The organism is Cellulomonas chengniuliangii, from assembly GCF_024508335.1.
In the GTDB taxonomy this organism is placed as follows: domain Bacteria; phylum Actinomycetota; class Actinomycetes; order Actinomycetales; family Cellulomonadaceae; genus Cellulomonas_A; species Cellulomonas_A chengniuliangii.
Map to the genome: position 1 here is coordinate 3,100,622 of NZ_CP101988.1, position 22,187 is coordinate 3,122,808.

Sequence of the window (22,187 nt, forward strand, 5' to 3'; positions counted from 1 at the left end):
GTGCGCCATCGCCCAATCACCGGCCCCACCGGGCTGTCGTGGGCCCTGCGCGGGCCGTCGCGTGAGCTCGGCCCGCCGGGGTGGAGCAGTCGACCGCGACACCCAGCACCCCTGCCCCCTCGTGCGCGCAGTCGCGGAGCACACCGCCGTTGCGCTCGACCGCTTCTCGGGCCACTGCGCACGCCCCGTCGACGTCGCCCGACGCGCCGAGGAGGTGCTCCGCGCCCGCGAGCGCGGCCAGGTCCGCCGCAGTCTGGGCGCGCCAGCGACCGCCCTGGGCGCCGGCCATCAGGCCGAGCGCGAGCATGAGGAGGACGACCACCGCGATCAGCCCCAGCGCGAGCACCGTGCCAGACCCGCGCTCGCCGTCCTCGCGGTGGAGGGCCACCGGCGGGCGCGCCCGCTGAGCCTGGAGCAGGGACGCGCCGCAACGGGCCCGCCCACGCCATGAGGACGCACGGGCGTCGCCGCGCGGCGTCACGGCTCGACCCATGCCGTGGCGGAGGCGGCGACCCGCACGGGGGCCAGGTGCAGCGCGCCCACCGTCGACGGGCTGGTGACCGAGACCGTCACCCAGTCGCCGTCCCGCCCGAGCTCGACCTCGGCGCGCGCGCCCGCCAGCCGGGTCACCACCTCGTCGACGGCAGCCTCGTCCTCGCCCAACGCCGCGATGCGAGCCCCGGCCCGTGCCGCGTCGGCGCATCGGAGCTGGGTGGTGGCAGCCGACGCGAGGACGAGCAGGGCGACCAGCAGCACGACGACCGCTGGCAGCGCCACGGCCAGCTCGGCCGTGGCGCTGCCGCGCTCGCGCTCATCGTGCGACGCCGGGCGGTGGGTCATGTCGAGAGCGCCGTGCGGATGATGCCCTGCAGCAGGGCCTGCACCTCGGCGCTGCGCAGGACCACGACCAGCAGGCCGGCCAGGCCGACGGCCGCGATCGTCGCGATCGCGTACTCGGCCGTGGCCATGCCCCGATCCCCTGCGGCGTCGCGGGCCTCCGCCCAGCGTGTCGACATCCGTGCGAGCCGCCCACGCCGCACGGTCCCCTGTGCCGCACGGACCGGCGTGGCATCTCCGCACCGCTCCGGGCGCCCGTCTGCTTGCTGTGCCGGGTCCGCCCGCCGCGCCGCGTACTCCGTCTGTGCCGTCATGTCGCTCCTCCTATCTGGTGCGGCCCACGGGGCGTGGGCCGCGAGTGACACCACCGTCCCGTCGACGGGCTCGGCGCTGGCAGTCCCGCCGCGCGACCACGGAGCGCCGACGACGCCCCGGCTGGCTGTGGGTGGCCGAGACACGCGATCGGCCCGCTCCGACGGAGCACGTCACTGGAGCAGCCCTTCGGCGAGGGAGAGCATCACCGGGGCCAGTCCCAGCAGCACGAACGCCGGGAGGAAGCACAGGCCCAAAGGCAGCACGAGGTGCACGCCCATGCGCGCGGCGGCCTCACGAGCGGCCCGCTGGCGTCCGCGGCGCACCGCCGCGGCTTGCGAGCGCAATGCAGCGCCGGGCGCCGAGCCCGCGCTCCAGGCGGGCTCCAGGCAACGGGCCACCGCCTCCAGGCGGCGCGGCGCCCGCGCCCATGCCTCCTGCCACGACGAGCCGAGCACGAGCATGGAGCCGGTCCGCTCGAGCGCCTCGCCGTCGCGGCCCCCGACCGCCGCGCCGACGGCCTGCAGCGCGTGCGGGACGCTGACACCCGTCGCGAGCGCGACGTCGACCAGCTCGAGCACCAACGACACGTCGAGCGGCGCGACGGCTCTCGCATCGCGGTCTCGGCCCGCGCCGCCTGCCCGAGGGGCCGCGACCGCGGCACGTCGCACGCACGGGCCCAGCGCCCAGCCCGCGCCGGCCCCCACCAGCAGGACGGAGACGAGCACGCCGACCCCGATCGGGGTCATGCGTCGGCCCCCGCCGCCCGGGCGCCCGCGAGCATGCGCGCCGTCCACCAGCGCCCGGCGAGGAGGAGCGCGCCACCGAGGATCGCCGCGAGGGAGCCCGCCCCACCGCCCAGCACCACCTGCAGCGGGTCCGCGCCCAGTGCGTAGCCGAGGACGAGCCCGAGCGCCGGCAGCCAGGCCAAGACTGTCGCGGTCGAGCGCGGCCCCGCGAGGATGGTCCGGCGCTCGGCCTCGATCTCGTCCTCCGCCACGATGCCCTCCGCGACGCGCTCGAGCACCGGGGCGAGCGGGGCTCCCAGGCGGACTGCGAGCACGGCCGCGGCGCGCACGGCCTCCACGTGGCGCGCGCTCCGCTCGCCTGATCCCGAGGACCTCATGGCTCGCCCCGGGCCGGGGCCGACCACGGAGAACAAGGCGCCGAGATCGGGGATGCCGTCGGGCGACGTCGGCACGCCGACCGCCCGCCACGCCTCGACCGGCGGGCGACCGGCCCGGAGGGCGGCGCTCACGACGCCCACGAGCTCGACCAACGGAGGCGCCGTGGGACCTGCCTGCCGCCCGGAGACCCGCTCCACGAGGCCGCGCCACCCCGCGCCCCGGGCGCCGTCCGCCGCCCTCGCCAACCGGCCCGCCTGGAGCTCGATCCGCGCGGCGCGTCGACCCACTCCCCGACGGGCCGGCGACGAGGGCGCTCTGCGCCCGCCGGGGCCCCGGGCAGCGAGGACTGTCGCGGCGACGAGCAGCGCCAGCAGCGTGCTCACGCGCCGAGCCTGCGGGCCAGCGCCTCCCAGCCGCTGGCCTGGGTGGGGACGCCGCCGGGCGAGACGCTGAGCGCGGTCTCGACCATCAGCGCGCCAGACCTGTCGCGGCGCACCACGGCGATCTCCGCGACATAGCGGCGGCCGTGGTCCCGGCGCAGGTGCAGCACCGCCTCCAGGGCGCTCGCCGCCTGGGCCGCGAGTGTGGCGCGGTCCATGCCCGCGAGCGCAGCGAGCGCCTCGAGCCGGGCCGGGACGTCCGCGGCGGTGTTGGCGTGCACGGTCGCGCAGCCGCCGTCGTGCCCGGTGTTGAGCGCTGCGAGGACCTCGCGGACCTCGGCCCCGCGGCACTCTCCGAGCACGATGCGGTCGGGGCGCATGCGCAGGGCTTGCCGGACCAGCTCGGCGAGGCCGATGTCGCCCGCCCCGTCGACGTTGGCGGCTCGGGCCAGGAGCCGCACGACGTGGGGATGCGCGGGAGCGAGCTCCCCGGACTCCTCGATGCACACGATCCGCTCGTCGGCAGGGGCGAGCGACAGGAGCGCGGAGAGCAGTGTCGTCTTGCCGCTGCCCGTCGCCCCCGAGACCAGGAAACTGACCCGGGCGGCCACGAGCGCCCGGAGCACCGGCGCCAGCCCGGGAGCGACGCCGCCCGCCGCGACGAGCTCCTCGAGGGTGAAGGCCCGTTGGCGCAGCGCCCGAAGGGACAGGAGCGTGCAGGCGCCAGCTATCGGGGGCAGCACGGCGTGCAGTCGCGTGCCGTCGGGCAGGCGCGCGTCGACCGTGGGCCTGGCGTCGTCGAGGCGCTGCCCGCCCGCGGCGGCGAGCCGCACCGCGAGCTCGCGGACCTGGGCTGTCGTCCCGAGGTCCACCGCGACCCGTTCGAGCCTCCCGGCACGCTCGACCCACACCTCGTCCGGCGCGTTGACGAGCACGTCGGTCACGGCGGGGTCGTCCAGGAACGGCTGGAGGGGCCCGGCGCCGAGCACCTCGGCGCGCACCGCGGCGCCGAGCTCGGCGAGCGCCCGGCTGCCCAGCACCGATCCTGCGGCCCGCACCGCCGCGGTGACGTCCGCCTCGGTGGGTGGGGCGCCCTGGCGGGCGAGCCGGGTCCGCACGTCGTCGACGAGCACAGGATCGGGAGCCCGGCGGGTGATCCGCGCGTCACGGCCGTCGTAGTCGCCATCGCGGTCGCTGCGGGCGTCGCTGGGCGGGACCAGCCCAGGGTCCCGCCCTCCCGCGCCGGCTCGGGCCTCGACGGCCGGGCGGGCGCCCGGCGTCGCCGGCCTCATGCGAGCTCTCGGGTGAGGGAGGCGACCGCCCGGGCCAGCGGGCCCCGGCGTGCGGACGGCCCGGCGCCGCGCTCGACCGCGGCGGCGATGCGCCGGTCGGGGCCCATGCTGGCCGCGACGGGCAGGTCCACCACGTGCGCGAGCTCGAGCACCCCGAGCCCGCCGGGAGCCGGCCCGCGGACCACGAGTCGCACGTCGGGCACGATCCCGAGGATGGCCGCGCGCAACGCGAGCACCCCGGCGACGCCGCGGAGGTCGCGCGGCACGACGACCAGCGCGGTGCGGCAGGCCGCCAGGCCAGGGCCCCGGGCCAGCACGTCGGCCCGGTCCAGGTCGATCACGACGTGCGCGTGGTGCGGGGCGAGCGCGCTCAGCACGTCGGGCACGGCGTCGGCGGGAGGCGGGCCGGGCCTGGTGCGGTCGGCGCTCAGCACGGCGCACGATCCCCACCGTGGGAGCAGCGCGGCCAGCTCGTCTCCGGCGACGGCGCCCCGGGCGTCGGCGAGGTCGGGCCAGCGCAGGCCGGTCGAGTCCTCGAGCCCGACCAGCACGTCGATCCCGCCCCCGGCATGCTCCAGATCGACCAGGCAGGTGGGGCCGTGGCGGGCCAGCCGTCGGGCGAGGGCGGCGGCGAGCGTCGACGCCCCCACGCCACCGCGCGCCCCGACCACCCCGATCGCCCCACCACTGTTCCCTCTGACACCGCGCGACCCGACGTCGTCCCACCCCATCTGCGCCTCCCGCATTCGCCTCGCGCGCCGTGGGTCGGGGCGCCGCCTCCAGCCGTGAGGATCATGAGTGGCGGGGACCACCCGATCCTTGGAGCCCTCAGGCGCCGCGGGACGGTCCTGCCCCCTCACCCGTGGTGGACCGGGTGGGCGGGCAGGGCTGTGGGTGGCGCGCACGCGCGAGGCTGACTATGCGGATGGCCCACCCGTCCCCTGCGACTCCCCTGCCGGTCGTGTCCCACCTGACCAAGGCCTGCCAGGGCCGTTAGGCTCGGCGGGGCGAGGAGCGGACGAGGAGCGGCATGGCGACGGACGCGGCAGGCGCCGATCACGGGGCACACGAGGGTGCGCGCCCCACAGCGCCGCGCGCCCAGCCCAAGACCGCCGCCTTCTTCGACCTCGACAAGACGATCATCTCGACGTCCTCCGCCACCGCGTTCTCGCGGCCGTTCCTGGCGGGCGGCCTCCTGACCAAGCGTGCTGTGCTGCGCACGGCGTACGCCCAGTTCTTCTACCTGGTCGGGGCGGCTGACGCGAACCAGACCGAACGCCTGCGCCGCGAGCTCTCCCGGATGGTCGCCGGCTGGGAGGTCGCGCAGGTCTCGGCCATCGTCGAGGACACGCTGCACGAGTCGATCGACGCCGCGGTCTACGCGGAGGCCGTCGCGCTGATCGACGAGCACCACGCGGCCGGCCGGGACGTCGTGATCGTCTCGGCGTCAGGCGGCGAGGTGGTGCGCCCGATCGCGGCGCTGCTCGGCGCGGACCACGTCATCGCCACCCGCATGGGAGTCGCCGACGGCCGGTACACCGGCGAGATCGACTTCTACGCGTACGGCCCCCACAAGGAGGTCGCGATCCGCGAGCTCGCCGCGAGGAACGGCTACGACCTCGAGGCGAGCTACGCCTACTCCGACTCCATCACCGACGCCCCGATGCTCGGCGCCGTGGGAAACGCCTCGGCCGTGAACCCGGATCGGGCGCTGCGCCGGCTGGCCGCGCAGGAGGGGTGGGAGGTGCTGACCTTCACCCGGCCTGTGCCGCTGCACGCGCTGCTGCGCCCCGGCCGGCCGGCGGCGCTCACGGCCGGGCTCGTGCTGCTCGGCGCCGCTCTGCTGGCATGGCGGCTCGTGGTCAGGGCCCGGCGCCGCGGCTGAGGTCCGCCATCCGGACGCCCGATCCGCGATGTGGCCCGCGACTCCGGACATTCCGCTCAGATTGCGCACGGTCCTTGAAATGCGCTGCCCTCAGGAGTACCAAGGAATCACAACAGAATGACGTGAGGGAACCCACGCGCGAACAGTCCCCGTACGGACAGGTCGGCCGGGGCATCGCCCCCAACGACACCTTGTGCACGCTTGATATCTCTCACGTCGTTTGTTCGGCAGCGGCGTCCGCAAGGGCGCCGTTGTCCTGTCTGGAGACGTTCCCCGTGCGGCGCGGGGCCCTCAGCCCTGACCGGCGTCTGATTGCTCGCCGTCCAACCGCCCCGCGAGCACCGCGTCAGCGATGTCGCGTGCCCGCCCCGCTCCCTCCACCACCGCCTCGGCGCACACCTGCACCCACCGCGCGACACCCTCAGGGGCGCCGGTGGCGAACCCGGCGGCCGCCCCCAGGTAGGGGTTGGCCGCCTGCGCCCAGGCGGCCTCTGCCACCACGGAACCGGTGGGGTCGAGCCCGCGGGCGGTGAGCAGGACACGCGCGACCGCGCGGGCCACCACGCCGTTGCCGGCGGCGAACGGGCGCAACGTGAGCAGCTCCCCATGCGTTACGGCGGCCACGACGAGCGCGGGGGCGGCCGTGTCCCGCACCACCTGGCCCAGCAGGTCGAGGCGCGCCGCCAGCTCCGGCCCGGCGACGGCGGGCCCCAGCCCGCGCAGGTCCGCCGGGCCCTCGTCCAGCCGCAGCCGTCCGAGCTGGTCGTCGGGGAGCCATCCCGCCGCGGCGGCGCTGTGCACCCCGGCGACGAGCTGGCCGAACGGTGGGAGCCGCGTGGCGCCGCGGGCTCCGAGGTCGGGCATGAGGCGCTCCACGTGGGCGCCCGCGCGCAAGGCCCCGAGGGCGATCAGATGCTCCTGGCCACCGGCCGGCTCCGCGCCGACGAGCATCGCCCGCACCACCTCGAGGGGCACGCGCGCGCCCTCCAGCGCGGCGCTGGACCGGGCGCTGCGCACGGTCGCCTCAGCGCGCACCCCTCGCCACCGCCGGCGGTAGGCCTCATGCCACCGCAGCTCCTCGCAGGCTGCGCGCGCGGCGTCGACTGCCTCGGGGACGCCTGGCAGCGCGGCGATCCCCGCGAGCGCGTCCGGGCCTGTGTCCTGCGCTGCTGCTCCCGCCACAGGCTCAACCCTAAGGCGACGCGCCCGGGCGCCGGGCCTGGGCGCCGGGCGATGGTCCAGGCCACACTGTGCGCCATGGCCTCCGCCCCCAGCGTCTCGTCGTCCATCACCGCCCGCCTCCAGGTGGAGGCGCGGCCCACCGCCGTCAGCGAGCTCACCACGGCGATCGAGCGCGAGGGCGGAATCGTCACGGCGCTCGACGTCACGGCCTCGGGGCACGAGCGGATCACCGTGGACGTGACGTGCGCGACGCGCGGCGAGGCGCACGCCTCCGACATCGTCGAGGCGCTGCGGATGCTCGACGGCGTCACGGTCGAGCGGGTGAGCGACCGGACGTTCCTGCTGCACCTCGGCGGCAAGCTGTCGGTCGAGTCGAAGGTGCCGCTGCGCAACCGTGACGATCTTTCGATGGTCTACACGCCCGGCGTGGCGCGGGTGTGCGAGGCCATCGCCGCCCACCCGGAGGACGCCCGGCGGCTGACCATCAAGCGGAACACGGTCGCAGTGGTCACCGACGGCACCGCAGTGCTCGGCCTAGGGAACCTGGGCCCGCTGGCGGCGCTGCCGGTGATGGAGGGAAAGGCAGTCCTGTTCAAGCGCTTCGCGGACATCGACGCGTTCCCCATCGCTCTGGACACCACCGACATCGACCAGATCGTCGAGGCGGTGTGCGCCATCGCCCCGGTGTTCGCCGGGATCAACCTCGAGGACATCTCCGCGCCCCGCTGCTTCGAGATCGAGCGGCGGCTGCGCGAGCGGCTCGACATCCCGGTGTTCCACGACGACCAGCACGGCACGGCCATCGTGGTGGTGGCGGCGCTGACGAACGCGCTGCGGGTGGTGGAGAAGAAGCTGCCCGAGGTGCGGATCGTGCTGTCCGGCGCGGGCGCCGCCGGCACCGCCGTGCTCAAGCTGCTGCTCGCCGCGGGCGCCCGGGACGTGGTCGTGGCCGACATCGACGGCGTGGTCCACCCGGCGCGTGCCGGGCTGCGGCCCGAGCTGGACTGGACCGCCGCGAGCACCAACCCGCGGGGCGTCACGGGCACGCTGCGCGCCGCGCTGGCGGGGGCCGACGTGTTCGTGGGCGTCTCCGCGCCGGACGTGATCGACGGCGACGACGTGGCGACGATGGCGCCCGACGCGATCGTGTTCGCCCTGGCCAACCCGCGCCCGGAGATCGAGCCCGAGGTCGCGGCCCTGCACGCCGCGGTGGTGGGCACCGGCCGCTCGGACTTCGCGAACCAGATCAACAACGTGCTCGCGTTCCCCGGGGTGTTCCGCGGGCTGCTCGACGCGCAGTCCCACCGGATCACCGAGTCGATGCTGCTGGCGGCGGCCCAGGCGCTCGCCTCGGTGGTGCACGACGACGAGCTGAACCCGACGTACATCGTGCCGAGCGTCTTCCACCCCGACGTGACGGCGGTGGTGGCGGCCGCCGTCGAGCAGGCGGCCCGCGCGGCCGTCTGAGCCCCCGCCCGGGCCCTCCGCCCCGCTGGGACGTGTATCGCGTCTCGGCGGCCATGATCGGGCTTTCGTCCCATGACTAGCCCTGAAAACGCGCGCACGATGTGTCCCATGCTCAGCATCTCGGAGACGCTCGACCAGCAAGGCGCTGCTGCCAAGAAGAAGGCGGCCCTCACCCGGACCCCGGGCGTCTATCTCGTGCACACCATGCTCGCCGGGGCGTACATCGGCATCGGGGTCGTCATCATGACCACCGCCGGCGGCCCGCTGGCGGTGGCGGGGTCGCCGTGGGCCCCGCTGGTGCAGGGCCTGGTCTTCGGGGTCGCGCTGACCATCGTCGTGGTGGCCGGCGGCGAGCTCGCGACCTCCGCGATGATGACGCTGACCCAGGGCGCCCTCGGCAAGTCGATCAGCTGGGGCCGCGCCGCCGCGACCCTGGTCTTCTGCCTGGCGGGCAACTTCCTGGGCGCGCTGCTGTTCGCGACGCTGGTGCACCTCTCGGGCGCGCTCGGCCCCGCCACGGACGCCGGCCGCACGATCGCGTGGATGGTGGAGCACAAGGCCGCCGAGACGACCACCCAGCTGTTCTTCCGCGGCATCCTGTGCAACCTCCTGGTCTGCCTCGCGATCTGGTCGGCGGCGCGGCTGCGCTCGGAGGGAGCGAAGATCGCGATGATCTTCGCCTGCGTCATGGTGTTCATCACCTCGGGCTTCGAGCACGTCGTCGCCAACATGACCACGTTCTCGCTGGGCCTGCTCGGTGGCCTGCCGCACGCCTCGTGGATGGAGCTGGGCCGCAACGTCGCAGCCGTGGGCCTCGGCAACCTCGTCGGCGGCGGGTTGCTCGTCGGCGCCGCCTACGCCTACGCGGCGGGCCGCCCGGCGCCCCTCGAGGCCCCTGCCGTGGACCCGGCGCCCGCCGCCACCTCCGTCCCGGCGGGCGGCGCCCCGGCCGTGGCCGCCACGGCCGCGATGGCCACCGCCACATCCCTGGCCGCCACCGCGAGCGCGACCTCCCCGGCGGGCATGGGCGCGGTCTCGACCGTGGGCACCGTGGGCGGCGTGGCCGCCGTGGGCGTCATCGCCCCCGTCGGTTCCGCCGCCTCCCGGCACGACGTCCCGCTGGTCCGCCGCCCTGGGCCGCTGGTCGCCGAGACGCCCGCAGCCGGTCGGCACGCCGACGGGGCGGGACGACGGACGCCGACCCGCCCCTGACGGCGTCAGCCGCCGAAGAGCGCCCCCGCCTTCATCACGGTCTGCACGACCCCGTAGACCAGCAGGCCTCCCACGACGCCCCACAGGCCCAACGCCAGCATCCGCACCTTGGCGTTGCCGGCCGCCACGGGCGCCGGGACCGCCATCACCGGCGCCGGCTCGACGGGCTCTGCCTGCTCGTGCGTCACGGCTGACTGCTCGCGCGTGCTCATGTCATGACTCCTTCGTGGCGGCGGCGAGCTCGGGCTCGGTGGACTGGGGCTGGATCGACTCGGACTCGACGGGCACGGCCTCGGTGGGCTCGTGGTGCCGCGGATTGACGGCGCGGACCAGGATGTTGGCGACGAAGCCGATCACCAGCACCCCCGTCATGACCAGCAGCGACGGCAGGTAGAGCGCGGCGCCCTCGACCCCTTGGGCGGCCCGGGCGTCGGCGATGCGGTTGACGATGAGCGGCCCCGCGATGCCGGCCGCCGACCACGCGGTCAGCAGGCGGCCGTGGATGGCGCCCACCTCGAAGGTGCCGAACAGGTCCTTGAGGTACGCCGGGATGGTGGCGAAGCCGCCGCCGTAGAAGCTGACGATGAAGAAGGTCAGGACGACGAACAGCGCGACGGCCTGGCCGCCGATGGCCGCGAGGCCGCCGTACAGCAGCGCGCCGACCCCCAGGTAGATCACGTACATGCGCTTGCGGCCCAGCACGTCGGAGGTGGTCGACCACACGAAGCGCCCGCCCATGTTGGCCAGCGACAGCAGGCCCACGAACCCCGCGGCCGTGGCCGCGGTCACCGCCGGGAAGAAGTCCTGGATCATCGGCGACGCCTGCTCCAGGATGCCGATGCCGGCCGTCACGTTCGTGAACAGCACGATCCACAGCAGGTAGAACTGCGGGGTCCGCACCGCGTTGCCCACCCGCACGTCGGCGTGGCTCTGCAGCGAGTTCTTCTTGGGCTGCGGCGTCCACCCCTCGGGCTTCCAGCCCGGCGCGGGAACCCGGATGACGATGGCGCCGCAGGCCATCAGGACGGCGTAGATGGCCGACAGCGTGAGCAGGGTGGGCACGATCGCGTCGGCCGGGTTGTCCGCGTAGGCGCCGAGCAGCCGGGCCGTGAGCGGGGAGGCGACCATCGCGCCTCCGCCGAAGCCCATGATCGCCAGGCCCGTGGCCAGCCCTGGGCGGTCGGGGAACCACTTGATGAGGGTGGACACCGGCGAGATGTAGCCGATGCCGAGCCCGATCCCGCCGAGGAATCCGTAGCCGAGGTAGACGACCCACAGCTGCTCGAGGGACACGCCGAGGGCGGCGACGAGGAAGCCGCTGACCCAGAACACGGCCGAGAGCACCATCGCCTTGCGAGGGCCGTTCCGTTCCATCCACTTGCCGCCGAACGCAGCGGAGAGCCCCAGCATCACGATCGCGATCGAGAAGATCACCGCGATGGAGGTGTGGCTCGAGCCGAACCGCTCGATGAGCGGGTTCTTGAAGACGCTGAACGCGTACACCTGCCCAATCGAGAGATGCACTGCAAGCGCAGCGGGCGGCACGAGCCACCGGTTGAAGCCGGGGGGAGCCACCGTGCGGCTCCTGTCGAGCAGGTTCATCGATGTCCTTCCACGTTGAAGGCCAGGTCAACCAGACCGGTTCCGGACATCCTCTGGGAGCGCGCAACGCTCTGACCAGGGACTTTGGTCACGACGAGCGGTAGATGACCCTCCCCCCTACGGTGAGTGGCGACGGCTGCGCCGTGACCTGGCGCCCGCATGGCCGACCAAGGAGCACACCATGAGCACCTCCGACCCGGAGCGCCCGACCCCGCCGGAATCCCCTGGCCGTCCCACCACCGGGCGCCTCTCGTCGAACGAGCCCGCGACCCGCGACGCGGGCGCCGCGCCGGACGTCGGCGCGGCGTCGGACCCGCCGTCGGACCGCCCGGTCGGGGCGCCGTCGGACCGCCCGGTCGGCGCGGTGCGGGGCACGACCCCGACGCACGCGGTCGGGCCGGCCGTCGCCCACGACACCGCCGCTCCCCCGGCCACGAGCGCCCCGGTCCCCCACGACCACGGCACGCCGAACCCGCGCGAGCAGACGGCGCCGAGCCCTCGCGAGCAGACGGCGCCCGAGCCCCTCACCGAGCACCCCACGGAGGACGAGCCGCACGGCGCCGGGTTCGGGGGCCACCTGCTCGGCGTGCTGGTCGGCGCGGTGCTCTCGGTCTTCGCGTTGGTCCTGCTGCTGCTCGGCCAGTCGCGCATCCTGGGCTCCGACGACCCGACGGTGGCGAACGGCGTGGGCATCGTGCTCGTGACCCTCGCTGTGCTGCTGTTCGCCACGATCGCCTACCTGGGCGTGTGGACGGCGGCGCTGCCGATCACCGGCGGGGTGGTGCTGACCGTCATCGGCGGCTTCTACCTGTACTTCCCCTCCGCGGCCAGCGACGAGACGCTGCGCCTCCTGGCGACCGACGCGTCCCGGACCACGGTGATCTACGGCGTCATCGCCAGCACTGTGGGCGTCACGTTCGTGGTCGGCGTGCTGCTGCTCGCGGCCGGATGCGCGCTCGTGGTGGCCCGTCGACGAGGCCGGGCGCTGGGCGTGGCGCGGGAGCGGCTGCGGACGCCATGACGCGTCTCAGATGTCCGGACCAGCAGACGAACCGGGACGCTCCCCCCTAGAGTGCGACATGGCACTCGAAATCCCACGCCGCACCAACGTCGTTGCGCAGGAGGTATTTTCCGTGACCCAGGTCGACGAGCCCACCCACCCCGAGCCTTCGGACCCGAGCCCTCGGACGGCTCCCACCGGCGCCGCCTCGCACGACGGCGCGTCAGCTGACGCCCCCTCCGCGGGCCTGGCGAACCTCCTCACCGAGGACCGCCGATTCCCCCCGGACCCAGACTTCGCCGCTCAGGCGAACGCGCACCCCGAGCTGTACGCCTGGGCCAACGCCGACCGGCTGGACTTCTGGCGGGACCAGGCCCGCGACCTGGTGTCCTGGTCCACGCCGTTCGAGGAGGTGCTCGACTGGTCCGGCGCGCCGGTGGCACGGTGGTTCGCCGACGGGCGGCTGAACGCGACGTACAACGCGGTGGACCGCCACGTCGAGGCCGGCAACGGCGACCGGGTGGCGCTGCACTTCGAGGGCGAGCCGGGCGACACCCGCACGGTCACGTACGCGGACCTGCAGCGCGAGGTCTCGCAGGCGGCGAACGCGCTGCTCGCCCTCGGCGTCGAGACGGGCGACCGGGTCGCGATCTACATGCCGCTGATCCCCGAGGCCGTCGTCGCGATGCTGGCGTGCGCGCGGATCGGCGCCCCGCACTCGGTGGTGTTCGGCGGGTTCTCCGCGGAGGCGCTGCACTCCCGGATCGAGGACGCCCAGGCCAAGCTCGTCATCACCGCCGACGGCGGGTACCGCAAGGGCGCGGCCTCCGCGCTGAAGCCCGCGGTGGACGACGCGCTGGCGAAGGGATCGGCGAGCGTCGAGCACGTGCTGGTGGTGCGCCGCACCGGGCAGGACGTCGCCTGGACCGAGGGCCGGGACGTGTGGTGGCACGAGGCCGTCGGGTCCGCGAGCGCCGAGCACACGCCAGTGGACGTCGAGGCCGAGCACCCGCTGTTCATCCTGTACACGTCCGGCACCACGGGGAAGCCCAAGGGCATCTTCCACACCACCGGCGGGTACCTGACACAGGCCGCGTACACGCACCTCAACGTCTTCGACCTGAAGCCCGAGCAGGACGTGTACTGGTGCACGGCCGACATCGGCTGGGTCACCGGGCACACCTACGTGGTCTACGGGCCGCTGGTGAACGGCGCCACGCAGGTGATCTACGAGGGCACGCCGGACACCCCGGACCGGGGCCGCTGGTGGGACATCGTCGAGAAGTACAAGGTCTCGATCCTGTACACGGCGCCCACGGCGATCCGCACCTGCATGAAGTGGGGCGACGCGATCCCCGGCGCGCGCGACCTGTCGTCGCTGCGGGTGCTCGGGTCGGTGGGCGAGCCCATCAACCCCGAGGCGTGGATGTGGTACCGCCGGGTCATCGGCGGTGACCGCACGCCCATCGTGGACACCTGGTGGCAGACCGAGACGGGCGCGATCATGATCTCGCCGCTGCCGGGCTGCACCACGACGAAGCCTGGATCGGCCCAGGTCCCGCTGCCGGGCATCTCGGCGGACGTCTTCGACGACGCCGCGGAGCCGGTGCCGAACGGCTCGGGCGGGTACCTGGTGCTCACCGAGCCATGGCCTGCCATGCTGCGCGGCATCTGGGGCGACCCGGAGCGGTACCGGGACACGTACTGGTCGCGGTTCCCCGGGGTGTACTTCGCGGGAGACGGCGCCAAGAAGGACGACGACGGGGACATCTGGCTGCTGGGCCGGGTGGACGACGTCATGAACGTCTCCGGCCACCGGCTCTCCACCACCGAGATCGAGTCCGCGCTGGTCTCGCATCCGACGGTCGCCGAGGCGGCGGTGGTGGGCGCGGCCGACGACACGACGGGCCAGGCGGTCGTCGCCTTCGTGATCCTGCGCGGTGACGCGGCGCAGGATCGCAGCGCCGAGGAGGTCGCCACCGAGCTGCGGGCGCACGTCGCCAAGGAGATCGGGCCGATCGCCAAGCCCCGCACGATCCTGGTGGTGCAGGAGCTGCCGAAGACCCGGTCGGGCAAGATCATGCGCCGCCTTCTGCGCGACGTCGCCGAGCACCGCACAGTCGGCGACGCGACGACGCTCGCGGACGCGTCCGTGATGGACCTCATCACCGCAGGCCTGAGCACTCCGCCGCCTGAAGCCTGATCTGTGGCGGTGCTGGAGTCCTCCGGCGCGCCCAGCGAGGCCCACCCGCTCCAGGACGGCGATGGCGCGAGCCAGCCGTCCTGGCGGCGGGTGGCTCGCGGGCCGTGGGTCGTGGCGGCGGCGGCCGGGGCTCTCTATATCGGGTTCTCGTGGTCCCAGTGGCGCCGCTTCGAGTCCCTGTCGTGGGACCTGGGCATCTTCACCCAGCTCGCGCAGCGGTACGCGGGCCTGGAGGCGCCGATCGTCACGATCAAGGGCGAGGGCTTCAACCTGCTCGGCGACCACTTCCACCCGTTGCTCGTCCTGCTCGGCCCGGTGTACGCGGTGTTCCCCAGCGCGCTGACCCTGCTGGTGGTCCAAGGGCTCCTCCTCGCCGCGTCGGTGCTCGTGATCGCCCGGGAGGCGGCCCGCCGGCTCGAGCCGGCCGCTGGCGTGGCGATCGGGGGCGCCTACGCGGTGAGCTTCGGGGTGGTCGGGGCGATGGCCGCCCAGTTCCACGAGATCGCCTTCGCGATGCCGCTGCTCGCCGTGGCGCTCGTGGCTCTGCTGCGCCGACGCTGGCTGGCGTGCGCGCTGTGGGCGGCCCCGCTGGTGCTGGTCAAGGAGGACCTGGGGCTCACGGTCGCCATGCTGGGCGCGGTCCTGGCCTGGCGCAGCCGGCGGCCGGTCGGCGTGCTGCTCCTGGGATGGGGCCTCGGATGGTTCATCCTCACGACCTACGTGCTCATCCCCGCGCTGAGCACCCGCGACCAGTGGGACTACGGCAGCAGGGTCGACGTCGGGGCGTTCGCCTCCCAGCCGTGGTTGGCGGCGTTGGCGCTGGTCGACGACAGGGACAAGGTCGCCACGTTGGCGATGCTCGTCGCGGTGACGGGCCTGATCGGGCTGCGGTCGCCGATCCTCCTGGTGGCGGCCCCCACGATCGCCTGGCGTTTCCTCGCCGACTACGAGGGGTACTGGGCGCACACCTGGCACTACAGCGCCGTGCTGATGCCCATCGCGTTCGCGGCACTGATCGACGGGATCCGGCGAGCCCGGGTCTCGCCCCGGCGCTGGCTGCGGCGGTACAGCGTGATGGCGGTCCCGGTGGCAGTCACCGTCGCGGTGATGCTGACGCCCCGGCTCGCCCTCAACCAGCTGTCCCACGCCGCGTTCTACCAGTCGCCGCCCCGCGCGGCGGAGGCGCGGGCAGTGCTCGGGAAGGTGCCCGAGGACGTGGTCGTCGCGACGGACGTGGGCCTGATGTCGTACCTCGTGGACGACCGACAGGTCTACTTCGTGGGCGCGGCGGGCAACCCCGCGCCCGACTACGTGCTGATCGACGCCCAGGGCGGCGGTTGGACCCCGGCGCCGCCGGACGCGGCGGCGTACGCCGAGCAGCTGCATCCCGGCGTCAACTACTGGCTGGTCCACGACCAGGGCGGCTTCCAGCTCGCCGAGCGCCACCACTAGCGGAGTGCTCAGCCGTCCGCCTGCCCCACCACCATGCCCTCGATCGCCCCGCGCGCTGTCTGACGACCGCCTTCCCAGCGCCGAGGGTGAAGCGTTTCGCGCCATGGGGCGCGTCCGATTCCTCTGATAATTCTGTGGCCGAAGAAAGTCCCCGGCGCACTGCTGCGCAGCGGACCGCCGACGGTGGACCACCACCGCGCCTCGACGAAGAGCCGCCCCCGAGGACGTGGACCGCCGGCCCCCTCTCGAGCGGCCCCCGGAACGAGGACGCCATGAGAACGCGACTCTCCGTGCTGGCCGGAGCCTTCGTGGCTGCGACCGCACTGGCGCTGGGCGGGATCACCGCGGCCAACGCCGCGACCCCGGTCGGCCTGCACATCGAGGACGGCAGGCTCGTCGAGCGGAACGGCACACCCTTCGTGGCCCGCGGCGTGAGCCACGCCCACACCTGGTACGCCGGCCAGACCGGCGCCTTCGCCGACATCAAGGCGGCGGGCGCCAACGCTGTGCGCGTGGTCCTGTCCAGCGGCGACCGGTGGACCAAGAACGACGCCGCCGATGTGGCCGACGTCGTCAGCCGGTGCAAGGCCAACAAGCTCGTCTGCATGCTCGAGGTGCACGACACCACCGGCTACGGGGAGGAGGGCGCCGCGATCACGCTCGACCAGGCCGTGGACTACTGGGTCAGCGTCAAGTCGGCGATCGAGGGCCAGGAGGACTACGTCCAGCTCAACATCGGCAACGAGCCCTACGGCAACAGCGAGTCGGTCAACGCGGGGTGGGCGTCCGACACCTCCGCCGCGATCAAGCGCCTGCGGGCCGCCGGCTTCAAGCACAACATCGTGGTCGACGCGCCGAACTGGGGCCAGGACTGGCGCGGCATCATGCGGGACAACGCGGCGACCGTCTTCGCCGCCGACCCGGACGCGAACACGCTGTTCTCGGTGCACATGTACGGCGTGTACGGCCAGGCCTCGACCATCACGTCGTACCTCAAGGCGTTCACCGACGCCCGGCTGCCCCTCGTCATCGGCGAGTTCGGCTTCGACCACTCGGACGGAGACGTCGACGAGGACACGATCATGTCCGAGGCGCAGCGCCTGGGCATCGGCTACTACGGCTGGTCATGGTCGGGCAACGGCGGCGGCGTGGAGTACCTGGACCTCGTCACCGGCTTCGACCCGAAGCGGTTGAGCCCGTGGGGCCAGCGGCTCATCAACGGCGCCAACGGCATCGCCGCCACCTCCCGGCAGGCCACGGTGTACGGCGTCAACCCGACCAGCCCGCCGCCCACGACTCCCCCACCGACGACTCCCCCGCCCACCACGCCGCCGCCGACCACCCCGCCGCCGACTGGGCGCGCCTGCGCCGCGACGCTCGTCGTGCAGAACTCCTGGCCGGGCGGCTTCCAGGGCGCCGTCACCGTCACGGCCGGCCCAGCCATGCTGAGCGGCTGGTCCACGTCCTTCACCCTCCCGTCGGGCTCGAGCGTGGCCCAGGCCTGGAACGGCGTGGCGACCACGGCGGGCGGGGTGACGACGGTGCGGAATGCCGCCTGGAACGGCCTGCTCGACGCCAACGGATCGGCGGCCTACGGGTTCATCGGCTCCGGCGCGGCCCCGACCGGGATCGTGCCGGTCGGCTGCACCGCGAGCTGACTCCCTGATCTGATCGCCGCACGGATCTCGCGGCGATCACCGAGACAGGGCCCGCAGGCGTGGTGGAGCCCAACCCCCTGGGGCTCCACCACGCTCCGCGGGCCCTGTCTCATGCCGTCCCGCGCGGTCGTGGTCCGGCAGGGCGTCGCGGCAGCACGGGCACGAGCGGCTGTGGTGGGATGGGCCGATGGTGGACATCCGCACAGTTCGGGACCCTCTCGCGGCCCCCGTGGCCCAGGCCGTGCGCTCACTCGCGGCGCGCGCCCACGAGGTCGACGGGGTGCCGCCCTTGTCCGAGCAGCCGCTGCTGTGGCTGTCCGACGCGGCCGCTCCCGCCGTCCATCTGCTCGCGCAGGGGCCCGACGGCGCCCTCCTGGGCTACGCGCAGCTCGACCTGCGCGCCCCCGAGGGCGCCACGGCCGAGATCGCGGTCGATCCCGCCGCACGACGCCAGGGCGTCGGGCGATCGCTCGTCGAGCACGCGCAGGCCGTCGCCGCGGAGCGAGCCGGGCGGCTCGACGCCTGGGCGCACGGCGACCTGCCCGCGGCCCGGGCGCTGGCGGAGGCCGTCGGCATGGAGCCGGTCCGGGAGCTGTGGCAGATGCGGATGCCCCTCGCCCGGGGCCGCGCCGCCGCGGGCGCCGAGCAGGCCGAGGAGCCCCGCCCCGGCCCCGCGACGCGGAACAGCGGCGGCGCACTCCCGGCGGGGGTCACGCTGCCTGCTGGCGTCACGGTGCGCGAGTTCGTCCCCGCCCAGGACGAGGACGCCTGGGTCCGCCTGAACGCGCGCGCCTTCGCCGATCACCCGACGCAGGGCCGCCTGACACGGACTGACCTGCTGGCCCGCGAGGCCGAGCCGTGGTTCGACGCCGCGGGCTTCTGGCTGGCGGAGCGCGACGGGCGCCTGCTGGGGTCGATGTGGACCAAGGTCGCCGAGCCGGGCGTCGGGGAGATCTACGTGCTCGGCATCGACCCCGACGCGCAAGGGCTGGGGCTGGGCGGCGCCCTGACCGCGCTGGCGGTCGAGGCGCTGCGAGACCGCGGCCTGCACACCGCCGAGCTGTACACCTCGGGCCACAACGAGCGTGCGATCCGCACCTACGCGCGGGCGGGCTTCACACGCTCCAGCCTGGACGTGATGTACGGGACGCCTGCCCCGAGCACGCCGTCAGTGACACGATGAACATATGACCGACGACACCACCCCGAGGTCCGGCCGCGGCTCGTCCCGCGGCTCCCGAGCGTCCCGCGGCGACGCCGTCTCCCTGGTCGCGCCCGAGGGCCCGTCCGCCGTGCACGCCACGCCGGACCCGGTCAGCGCCCCGGCCGGCGGGGACGAGGCGCCCCGTGCGGTGCGGACCCTTCCCCCGGAGCTGGCCGCGCACATCGCGGAGCACATCGCCGAGGACGAGGCCGGGCAGCGCCCCACGGGCGCCTCGGCGCCGCTGCCGCCCGGCAGATTCCTGGACCGGGAGCTGAGCTGGCTGGCCTTCAACCAGCGGGTGCTCGAGCTCGCGGAGGACCCGGAGCAGCCGCTGCTGGAGCGGGTGCGGTACCTGGCGATCTTCGCCTCGAACCTGGACGAGTTCTTCATGGTGCGCGTCGCAGGTCTGAAGCGGCGCATCGCCACGGGCCTGGCGGTCACGGCTGCGTCGGGGCTCAGCCCTCGGCAGGTGCTCGAGGCCATCAGCGTGCGCGCCCACGAGCTGGTCGCCCGGCACGCCCGCGTCTTCGCGGAGGACGTCCAGCCCGCCCTCGCGTCCGAGGGCATCACCATCGTGCGCTGGGACGACCTGGGCGACGGCGAGCAGGAACGCCTGCGCAAGTTCTTCCGGCGGCAGATCTTCCCGGTGCTGACGCCCCTCGCCGTGGACCCGGCACACCCCTTCCCGTACATCTCGGGGCTGTCGCTGAACCTGGCGGTGGTGGTGACGAACCCGGCGACCGGCAAGGAGCACTTCGCCCGGGTCAAGGTGCCGCCGCTGCTCCCCCGGTACATCGCCGTCGACGCCCGCGGCCGCCCGAGCGCGCCGAGCACCCAGGCGGGCACCCTCGAGACGGGGCCCACGTCCTTCGTGCCGCTGGAGGACGTCATCTCCCAGCACCTCGACCAGCTCTTCCCGGGCATGGACATCGTCGAGCACCACACCTTCCGGGTGACCCGCAACGAGGACGTCGAGGTCGAGGAAGACGACGCGGAGAACCTGCTGCAGGCGATGGAGAAGGAGCTGCTGCGGCGCCGCTTCGGCCCCCCGGTGCGCCTCGAGCTCGCCGACGGCATCAGCCCGCGCATCCGCCAGCTGCTGGTCCGCGAGCTCGGCGTCGTGGAGGAGGAGGTGTACCAGGTGCCCGCCCCCCTGGACCACACCGGCCTCAACCTGATCGCCGACCTGGATCGCCCGGACCTGCAGTACCCGCACTTCGTGCCCTCGACCCACCGGCACCTCGCCGAGGTGGAGAGCGCCACGCCCACCGACGTGTTCGCGGCCATCCGGGTGCGCGACATCCTGCTGCACCACCCGTACGACTCGTTCTCCACGTCGGTGCAGACGTTCCTGCAGCAGGCGGCGGCAGACCCACAGGTGCTGGCCATCAAGCAGACCCTGTACCGCACGTCCGGCGACTCGCCCATCGTGGACGCCCTGATCGACGCGGCCGAGGCCGGCAAGCAGGTGCTCGCCCTGGTGGAGATCAAGGCCCGGTTCGACGAGCAGGCCAACATCTCGTGGGCGCGCAAGCTCGAGCAGGCGGGCGTGCACGTGGTCTACGGGATCGTGGGCCTCAAGACGCACTGCAAGCTGTCGCTCGTGGTGCGCCAGGAGGCCGACGGGCTGCGCCGGTACTGCCACATCGGGACGGGCAACTACAACCCGAAGACGGCCCGCATCTACACCGACCTGGGCCTGCTCACCTGCGATCCCGATGTCGGCCAGGACCTGACCCGGCTGTTCAACCAGCTGTCGGGCTACGCGCCGAAGTCCCGTTTCCACCGGCTGCTCGTCGCCCCGCGCTCGGTGCGCACCGGCCTCATCGAGCGCATCGACCGCGAGGCCGAGGCCGCCCGCGAGGGCCGCCCCGCGTGGATCAAGATCAAGGTCAACTCGATGGTCGACGAGGCGGTGATCGACGCCCTGTACCGCGCCTCGCAGGCCGGCGTGCCGATCGACCTCGTGGTGCGCGGCATCTGCGCGCTGCGGCCCGGCGCGCCAGGGCTGAGCGAGACGATCCAGGTCCGCTCGATCCTCGGCAGGTTCCTCGAGCACTCGCGCATCTTCGCGTTCGCCGCCAGCGGGGGCGTGATGACCGGCACGGGCCAGTCCACGGAGCCGGGGCCCGAGGTGTTCATCGGCTCGGCCGACCTGATGCACCGCAACCTCGACCGCAGGGTCGAGGCGCTGGTCCGCATCACCGATCCCGACCAGACCGCCGAGCTGGTGGGGCTGATCGACGAGTCCGTGGACCCGGGCACGTCGAGCTGGCACCTGGCCTCCGACGGCTCCTGGACGCGGCACTCGACCGCTCCCGACGGCTCCCCGCTGCAGGATCTGCAGGCCTCGCTCATCCGCCGTCAGCGTCGTCGTCACGGCGCGGCCCGGTGAGCCCAGCCCACCCGCCCGTCGTCCAGTCCGCTGGCGCGCTCGTGTGGCGCGTGCGCCAGGGCAGGTTGCAGGTGGTGCTGGTGCACCGGCCCCGCTACAAGGACTGGTCCTGGCCCAAGGGAAAGCTCGAGCCTGGCGAGTCGCTGGTCGCGGCCGCCACCCGCGAGGTCGCGGAGGAGACCGGCCATGACGTGGTCCTGGGCATGCGCCTGCCCAGCGTGCGCTACCGGCTGGGCGACGGCCGCCGCAAGCACGCGCACTACTGGGCCGCGCAGGTCGCCGGGCGGCCGGACGCGCCCGCACTGCTGGCCCGCCCCCCGGTGCCGCCTGCCTCCACCGACGAGATCGACACGCTGCGCTGGATGGACGTGTCCACGGCGGAGAAGAAGCTGACCCGGCCCGACGACCTTGAGCCGCTGGTGGCGCTCGTCGACGCGTTCGCCAAGGGCCGCCTCGACACCCGAGCCTTGGTGGTCGCCCGGCACGGCAAGGCCGTGCGCAGGGCCGCCTGGGACGGCGAGGAGGCGCTGCGCCCGCTCACCCCGCTGGGCCGGCGGCAGGCGAAGGCCCTTGTCCCGGTGCTCTCCGCCTTCGGGGTGACCCAGGTGGTGACCAGCCAGTGGGCCCGCTGCCAGGAGACCGTCGCCCCGTACCTGGCCGCTATCGCGGGCGAGCCGGTGGTCAACGAGCGGCTCACCGAGGCCTCGCACCAGAGCTCGCCGAGCCAGGTCGCCGCCGAGGTGGAGGACCTGCTGACGAGCCGTGCGGACTCGGTGCTGTGCACCCACCGGCCGGTGCTCCCCACCGTGCTCGACGTGCTCAGCGGCCACTCGCGCCGCAAGGTGGCCGACACCCTGCCGACCGCCGACCCGTTCCTGGCGCCCGGCGAGGTGCTCGTCGCGCACGTGGCCCTCACGGTGAAGGGCCCGCGGGTGGTCGCCGCAGAACGACACCTGCCCGCGGCCGATTGACGGCTCGC

General features: G+C 74.1%; 20 protein-coding genes. 10 read left to right on the forward strand and 10 right to left on the reverse strand.

Annotated features, from left to right (window positions below; translation table 11 throughout):
• Positions 1–16: 16 nt before the first annotated feature.
• From NP064_RS14395 to ssd, 7 genes are all read right to left on the reverse strand, one after another.
• Positions 17–388, reverse strand: coding sequence for an Rv3654c family TadE-like protein (locus NP064_RS14395; protein ID WP_227570175.1), 372 nt, complete (start codon positions 386–388; stop codon positions 17–19).
• An 89-nt stretch (positions 389–477) separates the two neighbouring features.
• Positions 478–840, reverse strand: coding sequence for a TadE family type IV pilus minor pilin (locus tag NP064_RS14400; RefSeq protein ID WP_227570174.1), 363 nt, complete (start codon positions 838–840; stop codon positions 478–480).
• The gene (locus tag NP064_RS14405) at positions 837–1,151 is read right to left on the reverse strand and encodes a DUF4244 domain-containing protein (RefSeq protein WP_227570173.1); all 315 of its coding nucleotides are present in this window, start codon (positions 1,149–1,151) and stop codon (positions 837–839) included. The genes NP064_RS14400 and NP064_RS14405 overlap by 4 nt, the downstream gene beginning before the upstream one ends.
• 171 nt (positions 1,152–1,322) lie before the next feature.
• Complete coding sequence (locus tag NP064_RS14410) at positions 1,323–1,898, reverse strand: type II secretion system F family protein (protein ID WP_227570172.1); 576 nt, start codon at positions 1,896–1,898, stop codon at positions 1,323–1,325.
• Positions 1,895–2,659: a type II secretion system F family protein gene (locus NP064_RS14415; RefSeq protein WP_227570171.1), complete on the reverse strand. Its 765-nt coding sequence runs from the start codon at positions 2,657–2,659 to the stop codon at positions 1,895–1,897. Before NP064_RS14415 ends, NP064_RS14410 begins: the two co-directional genes overlap by 4 nt.
• The gene (locus NP064_RS14420; RefSeq protein WP_227570170.1) at positions 2,656–3,948 is read right to left on the reverse strand and encodes a TadA family conjugal transfer-associated ATPase; all 1,293 of its coding nucleotides are present in this window, start codon (positions 3,946–3,948) and stop codon (positions 2,656–2,658) included. The genes NP064_RS14415 and NP064_RS14420 overlap by 4 nt, the downstream gene beginning before the upstream one ends.
• Positions 3,945–4,679, reverse strand: a complete 735-nt coding sequence (gene ssd, locus NP064_RS14425; protein WP_227570169.1) for a septum site-determining protein Ssd — start codon at positions 4,677–4,679, stop codon at positions 3,945–3,947. The genes NP064_RS14420 and ssd overlap by 4 nt, the downstream gene beginning before the upstream one ends.
• Before the next feature lie 299 nt (positions 4,680–4,978).
• Here ssd and NP064_RS14430 point away from each other — a divergent pair, with 299 nt between their 5' ends.
• Positions 4,979–5,833: an HAD family hydrolase gene (locus NP064_RS14430; RefSeq protein WP_227570168.1), complete on the forward strand. Its 855-nt coding sequence runs from the start codon at positions 4,979–4,981 to the stop codon at positions 5,831–5,833.
• A 291-nt stretch (positions 5,834–6,124) separates the two neighbouring features.
• On the opposite strand, the gene NP064_RS14435 is transcribed toward NP064_RS14430, so the two are convergent.
• Positions 6,125–7,015: a Fic family protein gene (locus NP064_RS14435; protein WP_227570167.1), complete on the reverse strand. Its 891-nt coding sequence runs from the start codon at positions 7,013–7,015 to the stop codon at positions 6,125–6,127.
• Positions 7,016–7,090: 75 nt separating this feature from the next.
• Here NP064_RS14435 and NP064_RS14440 point away from each other — a divergent pair, with 75 nt between their 5' ends.
• Both NP064_RS14440 and NP064_RS14445 read left to right on the forward strand, forming a co-directional pair.
• Positions 7,091–8,482, forward strand: coding sequence for an NAD-dependent malic enzyme (locus NP064_RS14440; protein ID WP_227570166.1), 1,392 nt, complete (start codon positions 7,091–7,093; stop codon positions 8,480–8,482).
• Positions 8,483–8,590: 108 nt separating this feature from the next.
• Positions 8,591–9,694: a formate/nitrite transporter family protein gene (locus NP064_RS14445; protein WP_227570165.1), complete on the forward strand. Its 1,104-nt coding sequence runs from the start codon at positions 8,591–8,593 to the stop codon at positions 9,692–9,694.
• Positions 9,695–9,699: 5 nt separating this feature from the next.
• On the opposite strand, the gene NP064_RS14450 is transcribed toward NP064_RS14445, so the two are convergent.
• Together NP064_RS14450 and NP064_RS14455 are read right to left on the reverse strand one after the other, a co-directional pair.
• On the reverse strand, positions 9,700–9,906 hold the full coding sequence (locus tag NP064_RS14450; protein WP_227570164.1) for a hypothetical protein: 207 nt from the start codon (positions 9,904–9,906) through the stop codon (positions 9,700–9,702).
• 1 nt (position 9,907) lies between these two features.
• Complete coding sequence (locus tag NP064_RS14455; protein WP_227570163.1) at positions 9,908–11,296, reverse strand: L-lactate MFS transporter; 1,389 nt, start codon at positions 11,294–11,296, stop codon at positions 9,908–9,910.
• A gap of 181 nt (positions 11,297–11,477) precedes the next feature.
• Here NP064_RS14455 and NP064_RS14460 point away from each other — a divergent pair, with 181 nt between their 5' ends.
• From NP064_RS14460 to NP064_RS14490, 7 genes are all read left to right on the forward strand, one after another.
• A complete protein-coding gene (locus tag NP064_RS14460; protein WP_227570162.1) occupies positions 11,478–12,317 on the forward strand; it encodes an ICP22 family protein in 840 nt (279 codons plus the stop codon).
• 58 nt (positions 12,318–12,375) lie between these two features.
• On the forward strand, positions 12,376–14,499 hold the full coding sequence (acs, locus tag NP064_RS14465) for an acetate--CoA ligase (RefSeq protein ID WP_227570161.1): 2,124 nt from the start codon (positions 12,376–12,378) through the stop codon (positions 14,497–14,499).
• A 9-nt stretch (positions 14,500–14,508) separates the two neighbouring features.
• Positions 14,509–15,951 (forward strand): DUF2079 domain-containing protein, encoded by a 1,443-nt coding sequence (locus NP064_RS14470; RefSeq protein ID WP_227570160.1) that lies wholly within the window; start codon positions 14,509–14,511, stop codon positions 15,949–15,951.
• Positions 15,952–16,223: 272 nt separating this feature from the next.
• Positions 16,224–17,609, forward strand: a complete 1,386-nt coding sequence (locus tag NP064_RS14475) for a cellulase family glycosylhydrolase (RefSeq protein WP_227570159.1) — start codon at positions 16,224–16,226, stop codon at positions 17,607–17,609.
• Between the two features lie 187 nt (positions 17,610–17,796).
• Positions 17,797–18,792 carry a mycothiol synthase gene (mshD, locus tag NP064_RS14480; protein WP_227570146.1) on the forward strand — a complete coding sequence of 332 codons (996 nt, stop codon included), beginning with the start codon at positions 17,797–17,799 and terminating at the stop codon, positions 18,790–18,792.
• A gap of 4 nt (positions 18,793–18,796) precedes the next feature.
• Positions 18,797–21,208 (forward strand): RNA degradosome polyphosphate kinase, encoded by a 2,412-nt coding sequence (locus NP064_RS14485; RefSeq protein ID WP_227570145.1) that lies wholly within the window; start codon positions 18,797–18,799, stop codon positions 21,206–21,208.
• On the forward strand, positions 21,205–22,179 hold the full coding sequence (locus NP064_RS14490; protein WP_227570144.1) for an NUDIX hydrolase: 975 nt from the start codon (positions 21,205–21,207) through the stop codon (positions 22,177–22,179). The genes NP064_RS14485 and NP064_RS14490 overlap by 4 nt, the downstream gene beginning before the upstream one ends.
• Positions 22,180–22,187: the final 8 nt, after the last annotated feature.

Coding starts and splice junctions, on each gene's coding strand:
- mshD (WP_227570146.1), top strand. CDS start 17,797: ATGGTGGACATCCGCACAGTTCGGGACCCTCTCGCGGCCCCCGTGGCC.
- NP064_RS14460 (WP_227570162.1), top strand. CDS start 11,478: ATGAGCACCTCCGACCCGGAGCGCCCGACCCCGCCGGAATCCCCTGGC.
- NP064_RS14400 (WP_227570174.1), bottom strand. CDS start 840: ATGACCCACCGCCCGGCGTCGCACGATGAGCGCGAGCGCGGCAGCGCC.
- NP064_RS14445 (WP_227570165.1), top strand. CDS start 8,591: ATGCTCAGCATCTCGGAGACGCTCGACCAGCAAGGCGCTGCTGCCAAG.
- NP064_RS14440 (WP_227570166.1), top strand. CDS start 7,091: ATGGCCTCCGCCCCCAGCGTCTCGTCGTCCATCACCGCCCGCCTCCAG.
- NP064_RS14405 (WP_227570173.1), bottom strand. CDS start 1,151: ATGACGGCACAGACGGAGTACGCGGCGCGGCGGGCGGACCCGGCACAG.
- NP064_RS14475 (WP_227570159.1), top strand. CDS start 16,224: ATGAGAACGCGACTCTCCGTGCTGGCCGGAGCCTTCGTGGCTGCGACC.
- acs (WP_227570161.1), top strand. CDS start 12,376: ATGGCACTCGAAATCCCACGCCGCACCAACGTCGTTGCGCAGGAGGTA.
- NP064_RS14430 (WP_227570168.1), top strand. CDS start 4,979: ATGGCGACGGACGCGGCAGGCGCCGATCACGGGGCACACGAGGGTGCG.
- NP064_RS14450 (WP_227570164.1), bottom strand. CDS start 9,906: ATGAGCACGCGCGAGCAGTCAGCCGTGACGCACGAGCAGGCAGAGCCC.
- NP064_RS14485 (WP_227570145.1), top strand. CDS start 18,797: ATGACCGACGACACCACCCCGAGGTCCGGCCGCGGCTCGTCCCGCGGC.
- NP064_RS14420 (WP_227570170.1), bottom strand. CDS start 3,948: ATGAGGCCGGCGACGCCGGGCGCCCGCCCGGCCGTCGAGGCCCGAGCC.
- NP064_RS14410 (WP_227570172.1), bottom strand. CDS start 1,898: ATGACCCCGATCGGGGTCGGCGTGCTCGTCTCCGTCCTGCTGGTGGGG.
- ssd (WP_227570169.1), bottom strand. CDS start 4,679: ATGGGGTGGGACGACGTCGGGTCGCGCGGTGTCAGAGGGAACAGTGGT.
- NP064_RS14455 (WP_227570163.1), bottom strand. CDS start 11,296: ATGAACCTGCTCGACAGGAGCCGCACGGTGGCTCCCCCCGGCTTCAAC.